Here is a 10,878-nt window from a genome sequence, read left to right as displayed (position 1 = left end):
AGAACGCGGTGCCGACGACGTCAGCTGGTCACCGCCGGCCCCGCTACGCCAGTTTTGCTCCATCGGCGACGGCCTGATCGGGGACCGCCAACACCACCGCCCCGTCGGGTCGGTAAAAGCCGGTGATCAGACACTCCGACATCATCGGCCCGATCTGTTTGGGGGGAAAGTTGACGACGCCAACCACCTGACGCCCCACCAGATCCGTTTTGTTGTAAAGCGAAGTGATTTGGGCGCTGGTTCGCTTCAAACCGATCTCGTCACCAAAGTTCACGGTCAGGATGTATGCCGGCTTTCTCGCCTGTGGAAATTCATCCACCGCGACGATGGTGCCGGCACGCAATTCAACGCGTTGGAAATCGTCCCAACCGATGGTCTGCATCATCAATCCCGAGAAGTTTTCACGGCTTCACTGCGAACCGTACCTGAAGGTCCCTCGGATCTCACTCGCTGCGCCGCGTTCACTGCGTCGCCGACGAATCAAAAAAGGGATGCTCCGGATCTCCGCCACTGAGCACGTATGCCACCAGGTCCAGGATCTCTTCCCGTTTCATCCGCGAAAGCAGGCCGGCCGGCATCGGAGAGGTCTTGGAAGGTTCGAACACTTCCACCTCTTTCCGATCGATGGCGACGCGTTTGTTCGGATCGCTCAGGTCGGTATTCAACGTGACGGTGTCGCCGTTCAGGTTCACCACGACACCGGTGTAGGCCCGGCCCTCGGACGTCAGCACCATCACCGACGAAAACTGTTCGTTGATGACTTTGCTGGGGTGGATGATCTGGTCCAAAAAGTCATGGGGCGAGTAACGGCGTCCCGACGAAGTCAGGTCGGGACCCGTCATGCCGCCCTCGTTGCCGAACCGGTGACAGGCGAAACATCCTGCGGCAGCAAACATTTTTCGGCCTTGAGTGAAATCTCTCGCCTGAAGACTAGTGCGTGCCGCGTCGGAAAGTTCTTCCAATTTCCACTCGGTCGATTCCCGCCCTTCGAACACCGATGCCAGATTCTCCAACACCGATTTTCGTTCCGGCTTGCGCTCCAGCAGCTCAGCCAACTGCGTTTTTTCTTCTTCGGTCAACGTCGCCAGTGCGTCGTTGCGGATGAATTCCAGGAACTTTTCAAAACTGGCACCGCCGCTGTAATTGGCCGCCTTGAGCATCCACTCGAAGTAAGCGGTCCGCAGCGGAATCGTCCATCCGGCCTTCAACATCCGCAGCGAGCGGGCGTACTGAATCTGCTCTTCTTGGGTGGGCGCCTGAGCGATCAACTCCAACGCCTTGGCCGCGGTATTCGGAGCCTGCAAGTACACCAGGGTCTCGCACAACAGCCAATTCAAATCCTGGGTGGATGCCGGGAACAGCGGGTCAAGCTTGGCAATGCACTGGTCAATTCGCTCCTGGTCCGGACGCCCGAATCGCGACAGCGTGATTTGCAGCGTCCGCAAGAGCGTCAACTGCTCGGAATGATCCAACGACTTCCACTGGATCGCCAACAGGGCATCCAGAATCCGATCCCGCATGGCGGTGTCGACCGGTGCGGAATCGTCGCGGTGGAGCGGGCAGACACCTGTCACCCGCGCGAGCCCCAGCAACGCCTCAACTTGCCGCCCAGGATCCTGTTCCCCGAGCGCCTTGTCGGCCCACTGTTCGACCGGCTGGTGCTCAACCGCCGTGCGTGCGGCCCAGCGAATGAAGCGATCGTCATTGTCCAGGTACGGCCATGCGGTCGGGATCGCTTGAGGATCCTGGTGGCCGTGAAAAGCCTCCAACCGGTGCCGGGTCTGGAACGCCTGTTCGTCGCGAACGTCCCCGGGGGCATCGGCTTCCGTCACGGGCTCCGTCGATTCGTCACCCACGTAGGTCACGCGATACAGACCCGACTGGACGCGTCGTCCGCCGATCGTGAAGTACATTGCGCCGTCGGCCGGATTGATGATCGCATCGGTGATCGGCAGCGGCGCCCCCGTCAAGAACTCTTCCTTGGTCGCCGTGTAGGTCGAACCGCTCGGTGTCAGATGCACCGCGTAAAGCTTGCCCCAACTCCAGTCCAACGCGTACAGGGCTCGTTGGTACTTGGTCGGAAACTTGGCCCCGTAACCGAAGGTGACGCCGGTGGGCGACCCGGGTCCAATGTTCAGCGTGGCCGGCAGGTTGTCCTCGTAAAACTCAGGCCGCTTACCGGCGCCGTTGCGCCATCCAAACTCGGCACCACTGACGACGTGGTTGATCCGGGCGGGCCGATACCAGGACGTGTTGAAATCGTATTCCATGTCGGCGTCATACGTGAACAACTCGCCGTCCAAATTGACGGCGGCGTCAAACACGTTTCGAAACCCGGATGCCACCGCTTCGAATTTTTTCCCGTCCGGTGAGACGCGGTAGATGATGCCTCCCGGGGCCAGCACGCCTCGGTTGTGACCACGGCCGTCGGGCATGCTGGGCAGCAAGTGGTCTTCGCCCCAAACTTGTCGCACCGGCGAGGTGTCTTCGATTTCCGGCGGCAAGGTGTTGTTCCCGGTCACCAGGTAGAGTGCTTCGCCGTCGGGCGTCGGAACCACGGCGTGCACTCCGTGATCGCTTTTGGATTGCACTTCGTGCAGCAGTTCCACCTGATCAAGCTGGTCATCGCCGTTGCTGTCGGTGATCCGGTACAGGCCACTGGGGATCTTTTGTTCGTAGTCATTCACACCGACGTACAACGCGTCGAATGCCCAGACCATCCCGTTGACGCCCCGGATGTCGGCGGGCACCGGTTGAACGTCTTCCGGATCCAGCGTTTCACCCGGTCCCGGCGGCGTGATGCGATACAGTCCCCCAAATTGATCGCTGACGATCAGACGGTTTTTGTCATCCACGCAAAGGTTGACCCATGACCCCTGTTCCCGACCGGGCACGGAGTACAACAGTTCGACCTGAAAATCCTTCAGCGTGGTGATGCGATCAACCGGAGTCGCTTTGTTCTCTCCAATGCTGGGCCCGACCTCGGCAGAGCGTCTGCGTTTGGGGCGATTCGGCTTCTGGGCCAGCGTGTCGGAAACGAACCAGGCGATGGCGGCTGAGGAAACCAGCAAACAAATGGCGAGTGTTCGGAGTCGTATCATCAGTCGATTCTGATCCTGGTGATCAAGATGGGGGGTGGGGGGGGAAGGGAGTGCGATCGGCACGATCTCGACCCGTGCCGCTGCCAAGCCCACGGGAAAACCCGGGTATTGGAAACCGGCACACGGGCAGTCGGGATAACCGTCGCACAGAATCGCAGCAGCAAATTGTATCAGGGCTGCGTCGCGGCGGAGCCCGGATCGGCCGCCGGTAGGGTCGAATTGGACGTTTCGTTGTCGTCCAGCCGGCTCAATTGTCGCTGCAGGAACTCGGTCGCACGCCCGGTGACCTTGGAATCGTCCGCCGCGCCAAACCGCACGTTGATCTCGCCGTGAGACCGGTCACTGGCGTCCATCACCTGGACCGGAACATCGGCCGCTGACAATGCGTCGGCGAACGATCGGGCGAAATGTGCGCGGCGGGGATCCGGACACGGTCCAATCCCTCGCGAATAGCAGACCAGGAACGGCGGGATTCCTTTGCCTGCCGCGACGTGAAACGCTGGCGACGCATCACGCTGACCTGCCGAGTCATCCCCGAAAACCTGGTGATACAACCCGCCGACGGCAGCCACCTTCGTCACATCGTAGGCGTTGGTGTCCAACGCGATGACGCCCTGAAGCATCGCCAAAGATTTTCCCGCGGCCCGCAGATGCCGCTCATCGGTCGCGACCAGCGATGCCAGGTGCGCCCCCGCCGAGTGCCCCATCAAGAAAACTCGATCGGGATCGCCTCCCAACCGTTCCGCATGGTCATGGACCCACGCCAAGGCTCGTGCCACGTCTTGCACATTCGTCGGGTGAGCACCTTCGGGAATCAGCCGATAGTTGATGCTGACGAAAATCCAATCCTGGTCGAGAAAGTAACTTGGCTTGCGACCGACAGCCGCCTTGTCGCCTCGCCGCCAGCCGCCGCCGTGGACGTACACCATCACCGGTCGTCGTGCCGCAGACGGTTCCGCCGATGAGCCCGGGCCGTACACATCCAGTTGCTGCAGCCGGTGCTCTCCGTAGGAATACGACTGCGGCCTGGCCGCCGAGGTGGGCACGCCCCGCTGGTCGGCCCGCTGGTCGGCCCGCTCCACCACTCCCGCCACTTCTTCAATCGTGATCACGCCATCATCATTCCGGTCCAACCGAGAAAAGACGGCCGCTCGCGGAACTTCCTGGCGGGTCAACTTGCCATCGGAGTCACGATCGAATCGCTCGAAACGCTTTCGCGTTTCCGCATCGGCTTGTTGAGCCGGCGCCGGGGCGGTCTCGAAAGTCAGCAGGCTAGCGATCGCGAGCAGGAAAACGGCAGCGGTCGGTTGCCGTTGACCCTGACAACGATCGAAACGGGGGCTGTGGCTGGCAACAGATTGGTTCATGATGAGACCGTTTGCGGAACAGAGGGGCCGTCATCAGCTTACTCCGTCTGGCCGCCGACGGCCCGCCACGCTCGCCCCTTTTCCGACGACCTGCACCTTGCCCCGACTTGACGACCGACTGAAAGCCGTTGCCCGCCAGATCCGTTGCGGAACCCATGCCGACATCGGTTCCGATCACGGACACTTGCTGGTCGCCCTGCTCAAATCCGGCCGCATCCGGCGTGGCATCGCCATCGAGAACAAGCCCCAGCCGCTGGAAAACTCGTCGCGCTCCTTGCGTGGGCTGAACGCCGAGGTGCGTTTCGCCGACGGCTTCGCGGGACTGTCGGTCGGTGAAGTCGACAGCGCCAGTCTGTGCGGATTGGGAGGCGAAACGATCGTCCGCATCCTGGACGCATTTCCCGATCGCGTTCCTGACCGAGTGGTGCTGCAACCGAATCGGCGTCCTGAATGGGTGCGGCGCTGGGCCATCCGCTCCGGCTTTCACCTGATGGACGAACAGATCGCTCGGGGACACTGGGACTATCCCGTCTTGAGCTTCCAACGGCTCGGATCGATCACCGATCCGGCCTACGGTGGCTTGGACCACGAGGCCGCCCTGCTGTTCGGTCCGCTGCTCATGAAGCGGATGCCCCGATTGGTTCACGATCGCCTGGCCGAGGAGCGATTGTACCTGCGAAAGTTACAACGTTTGGGACCGGAGAGCGCGGCCCGGCTGAGGGTGATCGAACGTGTCCTGTCGGCGGCACCCGCCGCCGAGAGATCATGACCTCTCAGAAACGGGACGTCCTGGGTGCCGCGGAAACTCGGCAACCGGGCGACGTTTCATTGTTCGGCCAACGTTGCATTGTGCGGTCGAAACTTATGGTGCGGCCGAAGCGGCACGACCACGGATGGCGGTGAACTTTTTGACCTGCTCGGTCAGAGCGATTTCGGTCGGCAACCGCTCCATCGAACTGGCACCATAGAACCCATCGATCGACTCCACCTGAGAGAGCATGTACTGGGCATCGTCGGGCATTGCGATCGGCCCACCGTGACACAGTACCATCACGTCATCGCGAACCTTTCGCGCGGCTTCGGCGATCGCCGCGACGCGGGGAACACAGTCTTCCAGCGTTGACGCGGTCTTGGCACCGATGGTACCGCTGGTCGTCAAACCCATGTGAGCAACGATCACGTCGGCCCCGGCCGCCGTCAATTCCGTCGCTTGGTCGGGTTCAAACGCGTAGGGGGTCGTCAACAGGTCCAACGCGTGCGCCGCGGCGATGCATTCGACCTCAAGGCCAAATCCCATCCCCGTCTCTTCAAGATTCGCCCGAAAGGTGCCGTCGATCAATCCGACGGTGGGAAAATTCTGGATGCCGGCGAAACCGAGATCCTTCAGCTCACGCAAAAAGGGGTCGCGGAGCATGAAAGGGTCGGTCGCGCACACACCGGCCAACACCGGCGTGTGCTCAACCGCCGTGATCACCTCGCGTGCCATCTCCTTGACGATCTCGTTTGCGTTGCCGTAAGGCATCAGCCCCGCCAAGGAACCGCGACCCGCCATGCGAAAGCGGCCGGAGTTGTAGATCACGATCAGGTCGATGCCGCCCGCCTCCTCGCACTTGGCGCTGATTCCCGTCCCCGCTCCGCCACCGATGATCGGTTTGCCGTCGGCAATCTTCCTCCGGAACCGGCTGAGTATTTCACTTCGCTGTTCTGCCATGAGCTTTCAAATGAAGGGGAATCCTGGAAGGGAACGTCGCGTGTCTGTCAGCTGGAATGCAAACGCAGGAACTCGTCAGCCAACGCGGTTGCAAACGCCGGGTCATTGATGTGCTGCGGTAACCGCACAAGCCTTCTGTCGTCGCCGGACACCAGGCAAGATTCCAGTTCGTCGAACAATGCCCGATCGGCTTGGGGATCATAGAACGGTTCGCCCGGAGCATCCAGCGTTGAAACGCCTCCCTCGGGGACCAGCACCGTCACCGGTGCCGTCGAGCGATTCAGCTTGCCGGCGATCCAGCGAGCGATTTGTCGATTCTCATCAGCCGTCGTGCGCATCAACGTGACTTGGGCATTGTGAACGTGCAAGGTTCGGTCTCTGAACTGGGAAGGCACGGTGTCGCGGGAGCCGAAATTGACCATGTCGACCGCGCCCAAACTGACCACCAGCGGGATCTGACGCTCGATCAAGCGGTCAAAGCGATCCGGCCCCGCGGGAAACACGCCGCCAACAACCTGGTCAGCGACCTCGGTGGTCGTGATGTCCAACACGCCGCCGATCAGCCCACTCTCGACCAACTTCTCCATGGCCCGGCCGCCGGTGCCGGTGGCGTGAAAGACCAGGCAGTCAAATCCCTCGGCGTCTAACTGACGCCGCACCTCGGTGACGCAGGGGGTCGTGACGCCAAACATCGTCATCCCCAACGCCGGCCGACTGCGCCGTCGGGCAGTCGAATGCGTCACCATCCCGGCCAGCGCGTGAGCGGCGTTGGACAACACACGTTCGGAAACGGTGTTGATGCCGGCGACGTCCACCACCGAAAACATCATCGTCAGATCGGTGCAGTCGACGTAGGGTGCCGTGTTGCCGCTGGCGACCGTGGAGACCATCAGCTTTGGCAACCCGATCGGCAGGGCTCGCATCGCCTGGGTGATCAACGCGGTCCCGCCGCTGCCGCCAATCCCCAGCACCCCCGAGACACGTTCGGCGGAGAACTCTCGGGACAGGAAACGGGCCAATGCTTCCGCCATCGCGGAGATGGCTTGGCCGCGATCCGACCCGCCCACCGGCGCCGGTCGATCGCCCGGTTGGTCGTCGGACGGACTCTGGCGTCCGGGGACCAAGTTCCCGTCCACCGCAAGGACCTGCTCGCGGGGAACATCCGGAACGGTCGACGGCGGTTGCAGCGTGCCGACATCGACTGTCACCACGTCGACGCCGGCCGACCGCAAGCAGTCCGCCACGAAGTCAATCTCCTCGCCCTTGGTATCCATCGTGGCGATGGCGTAAACGCGACCTTGGCTCAACAGATTGCCTCGTAATGGAAAAGCGGACGGGATGATGATGCGGGGGCCACACCGGCCGGCCAGTGCCCTGAAGGATTGCTCCTCAATCGCGGGTGGCCCCCTCAGTCGCGAATGGCTCCGAACGGACTCGGCCACACTCTCGGCCAATTTAGCAAGCGCCCATTCAGCAAGCCACTTGCAGGACATCCAAACGCCAGCGCGACGCTGCAATCCGCGACCTCCGAAGCCCGTCTGCCAGAACAGCAACGGGCCCCGAACATCACCTTGGCACAGGACTTCAATTGGCACAGTGGTTGCTTTTAGAGACCAACGCAATTTCAGACTGCCAAGCAGTCACCCAAAAACCACTTTTTCTACCTTTCGTGACTCCAACCGTTGTGAGAGGAGGGACCATTGATGTTAGCCACTCGTTGGGAACCGTTCGCCGAAATGAACCGACTGAGCCGTGAGATGGACCGTCTATTCGGACGCCGCGGCGGAGGTCCCGGACGCCAAGTCGCCGGGAGCCAATTCCCGGCCTTGAATGTCTGGGAAGATGAGGACCATTTGTACGCCGAGGCCGAGCTGCCCGGATTTGACGAAGAATCCTTGGAGATCTACGTCGTCGGTAATCAGCTGACGCTGAAAGGAAGCCGTCGGCCGCCCGAACATCAGGGCGGCACCTGGCACCGCCAAGAACGCGGCTACGGAAAGTTCGGTCGCTCGATTGAACTTCCCGGAGACGTCGACAGCGACAAGGTCTCGGCGGAATACAAGAACGGCATCCTGACCGTCACGCTGCCCAAGAGCGAAGCGGTCAAACCAAAACGGATTCAGGTGAAATCCGCCTGACCGTGACTTCGCATCCGGCTTCCCGCCAGTGACATGCGAGCCGCGACCTCAGCCTCGCCAAACTGTCGGGAAGATGCCGGGTGTGATCTTTCATCCCAATCACCTTCAAGACATGAGATCACCCGTTGAAACACCGGAGGTCCATGATGAGTACGACCATGACAACGAACCAAGACGTAGAAGCCCGCAACGGAGAGCACCAGGTAAGCGATCCGAAGGTGGGCAGCGAACAGACTTTTGAAGCAACCTTCGCGCCCCGATTTGACATCTGGGAAGGTGACGACGAACTGGTCCTGTACGGTGACCTGCCCGGCGTCGATCCGGATAGCCTGGACATTGAGTTTGAAAACCGCCAACTGACGATCCACGGAAAGACCTGTCGCAAACGAGCGTCGGTCAACCACCTGTATTCAGAATACGAGGTCGGCGACTTTCACCGCACGTTCACCATCGGTGAGGCGATCGACTCCGCAAAGATTTCGGCAGAACTGCATCAAGGCGTCTTAGCACTCCACCTTCCCAAAGCCGCCGAAGCACGGCCGCGGAGAATCCAAGTCAAAACCGCCTAGGCTCGTTCAGCCGGACGGTACCATCTGCAAAGCCTTTGGCGGTCGCAATCGCCAAAGGCTTTCTTTGTTAGCGAGAATCTCGGGACGCTATCAGTCGACCGATTGCACAAACTGACAGAACCGATACTTCCAAACGGGGCCCTCTTGGACCAGATCGTAAAGGGCCACGCGCGACGCCTGCCCAAACGCGTTTGAACCGAGGCGTCCATCCAGCCAGCGAGTCTGCGCACCGGCGTGGCAAACGAGTGGAATCTCGAGAGCTGGCGGCAGATGGTAAAGCTTCGCCGCATCGACCAGCTCGCGGTGACCGTCCAGCGGACCGCCAAAGAATTCAACGATCTCTCGATCGGCGGCAAACGCAGATTCAGTCTCCGAGAATGACGGCAGCCATCGTTCGATCCAACGACCTGCCTGGGAGAAAACGATTGGGACTCGGTGCATGGTACGACCCACCGAATTGGCGAGAACGGGACGACCCTCAACTCTGTTGACAATAGCACGCCGCATCAACGCCCGCAAAGAAATTGCCGGGGCGAACTCGTCGAATCGTCGCTGTGGCGGCCGGCCGGAACGATTTCACGGCGGGCGCCGGAGTCGCCTGCAAAGGACCGCCGGCGGCGTGAAACTCCTTGCGCAAGTCTCCTCTCGCCGGCCGCCGACTTTTCGGCGGAATCTGGCGTCTCCGGACAGACTGCCAAACTGTCAAAATGACTCTCCCGCGGCGTTGGTCGCTGAAAGGTCAGCCACCGATTTCCACGAACGATGGGACGCCAATCGGAAGCCGAGCAGGGTGACGGGAAGGTCCCCGGAAAAGGAATCTCGCTGCCAACGGGTGTCGATCGGATTTTCGTCGTCGACGCCTGCAATGACGGAATTCGTCGCGCCCCAGCCCCATTTGCCGGTCACCCTTGCCGGTCCGGCTGCCGTGGCGGCGACCGCCCCAGCCTGATAGGCGGCGTCGACGGTGGGTTTTGGCACACCACTTGCTTCGGCCAGGAGAGCGATAAAACCCGCGTGCGTCCAGGTGTTGCTCCGAGTGCTGACCCGGTCGCCCCGCTACCTCCCGTCCATGGGGACCACTTGATGTTGGTACTTTCCAGAAAGCGTGAACAGCGCATCAAGATCGGCGATGACATTGAGATTGTGATCACATCGATCAAGGGCAATCGAGTTGGTGTCGGCATCGAAGCCCCCGCGGAAGTTTCGATCCGGCGCGAAGAGCTCAGTAGCGATTCGGTACCGCGGGCTGAAATGATTGTGGAGCCCCACGCGGTGGCCGTCGGCTAATCTTTGCCGCCTGCGGTGTGCCCTCGACTCGAAACCACTTTTACCTCCCGGACGACCAACCGGAGGGGCAGGAGCGATTGATGCCTAAGCGACGAAACTTGACGATCCTCGCATGCGGCCTTGTGGTGCTGTCGGGTGTGTTGGTCGGAACGCGGCCCGCAACCGCACAAGGCGTGGTGGTCTATAGTCCGCCTGTTTACAGTCCCCCGGTCTACAACGCACCCGTTTACGGCTCACCGGCGTACGGCAGGACGGCACTTCCCTTGGCTTCCCCGGTGACCGTTGCCCGTCCGGCCTATCCTGCGGCGGTTCCAACAACCGCACCGGTCGTTGTCGGTCGACCTGCCTATTATCCGTCCGCACCGGTCACGGTGATGCGGCCGACGGTCACTTCCGCCCCCGTCGCGGCGCCCGTCTATCCGGCCGTCCCGGCTCAACCAGTCATCGTCAGCCCCAAGGTCTACGTCCCCGGCGAACCGGTCCGCAACTTCTTCCGCGCAATCACGCCCTAATTGGATCAACTGCCCGGCGTTGATACCAAGTCAACATCCGACTCGGTGTTGGGCGTTCACTGGTTTACCATCCCGCGAGGAGGTCGTGCAGCTTTCCGAGCCGGTAAGAGACGTGCTATTCTGAAATTCACCCTCCCTTCGGGAGGGTCAAAGGCGAGGCACGAGCCTTTGGGGAGGGTGTCTTCAAGAATCC

The 10,878-nt window shown here is 61.3% G+C and carries 12 protein-coding genes; 5 read left to right on the top strand and 7 right to left on the bottom strand.

The genetic code is table 11. The features are described from left to right. Nucleotides 1-43: 43 nt before the first annotated feature. The 3 genes from FYK55_RS25350 to FYK55_RS25340 all read right to left on the bottom strand — a co-directional run bounded on the left by FYK55_RS25350 (nt 44) and on the right by FYK55_RS25340 (nt 4,468). Complete coding sequence (locus FYK55_RS25350; RefSeq protein ID WP_235908974.1) at nt 44-385, bottom strand: tRNA-binding protein; 342 nt, start codon at nt 383-385, stop codon at nt 44-46. 76 nt (nt 386-461) lie between these two features. Further along, on the bottom strand, nt 462-3,101 hold the full coding sequence (locus FYK55_RS25345) for a c-type cytochrome (protein ID WP_150079434.1): 2,640 nt from the start codon (nt 3,099-3,101) through the stop codon (nt 462-464). Nucleotides 3,102-3,271: 170 nt separating this feature from the next. Beyond that, nucleotides 3,272-4,468, bottom strand: a complete 1,197-nt coding sequence (locus tag FYK55_RS25340; RefSeq protein ID WP_150079433.1) for a carboxylesterase family protein — start codon at nt 4,466-4,468, stop codon at nt 3,272-3,274. A 97-nt stretch (nt 4,469-4,565) separates the two neighbouring features. On the opposite strand from FYK55_RS25340, the gene FYK55_RS25335 reads away from it, so the two are divergent. Next, entirely contained in the window at nt 4,566-5,237 is a 672-nt protein-coding gene (locus tag FYK55_RS25335) for a tRNA (adenine(22)-N(1))-methyltransferase (RefSeq protein WP_150079432.1), read from the top strand. A 93-nt stretch (nt 5,238-5,330) separates the two neighbouring features. Here the strand turns inward: FYK55_RS25335 and FYK55_RS25330 are convergent, their stop codons facing one another. After that, nucleotides 5,331-6,179, bottom strand: coding sequence for a phosphoenolpyruvate hydrolase family protein (locus FYK55_RS25330; RefSeq protein WP_150079431.1), 849 nt, complete (start codon nt 6,177-6,179; stop codon nt 5,331-5,333). Nucleotides 6,180-6,226: 47 nt separating this feature from the next. Beyond that, nucleotides 6,227-7,486, bottom strand: a complete 1,260-nt coding sequence (locus FYK55_RS25325) for a Tm-1-like ATP-binding domain-containing protein (protein WP_235908973.1) — start codon at nt 7,484-7,486, stop codon at nt 6,227-6,229. A gap of 396 nt (nt 7,487-7,882) precedes the next feature. Between FYK55_RS25325 and FYK55_RS25320 the strand changes: the two genes are divergently transcribed. Beyond that, the gene (locus FYK55_RS25320; protein WP_150079430.1) at nt 7,883-8,317 is read left to right on the top strand and encodes an Hsp20/alpha crystallin family protein; all 435 of its coding nucleotides are present in this window, start codon (nt 7,883-7,885) and stop codon (nt 8,315-8,317) included. A gap of 158 nt (nt 8,318-8,475) precedes the next feature. Next, on the top strand, nt 8,476-8,886 hold the full coding sequence (locus tag FYK55_RS25315) for an Hsp20/alpha crystallin family protein (protein ID WP_235908972.1): 411 nt from the start codon (nt 8,476-8,478) through the stop codon (nt 8,884-8,886). 90 nt (nt 8,887-8,976) lie between these two features. Here FYK55_RS25315 and FYK55_RS25310 read toward each other — a convergent pair whose 3' ends face one another. Continuing rightward, entirely contained in the window at nt 8,977-9,327 is a 351-nt protein-coding gene (locus tag FYK55_RS25310) for a hypothetical protein (RefSeq protein ID WP_150079428.1), read from the bottom strand. A 261-nt stretch (nt 9,328-9,588) separates the two neighbouring features. Then, nucleotides 9,589-9,864 (bottom strand): hypothetical protein, encoded by a 276-nt coding sequence (locus FYK55_RS25305; protein ID WP_150079427.1) that lies wholly within the window; start codon nt 9,862-9,864, stop codon nt 9,589-9,591. A 105-nt stretch (nt 9,865-9,969) separates the two neighbouring features. Between FYK55_RS25305 and FYK55_RS25300 the strand changes: the two genes are divergently transcribed. After that, complete coding sequence (locus FYK55_RS25300; protein WP_150079426.1) at nt 9,970-10,173, top strand: carbon storage regulator; 204 nt, start codon at nt 9,970-9,972, stop codon at nt 10,171-10,173. 80 nt (nt 10,174-10,253) lie between these two features. Further along, entirely contained in the window at nt 10,254-10,685 is a 432-nt protein-coding gene (locus FYK55_RS25295; RefSeq protein ID WP_150079425.1) for a hypothetical protein, read from the top strand. Nucleotides 10,686-10,878 lie beyond the last annotated feature (193 nt).

Origin of the sequence: Roseiconus nitratireducens (assembly GCF_008629675.1) — a bacterium.
GTDB lineage: Bacteria > Planctomycetota > Planctomycetia > Pirellulales > Pirellulaceae > Stieleria > Stieleria nitratireducens.
Note: the sequence above shows the minus strand (reverse complement) of the source record. Positions and strands in the feature narration are given on the sequence as shown.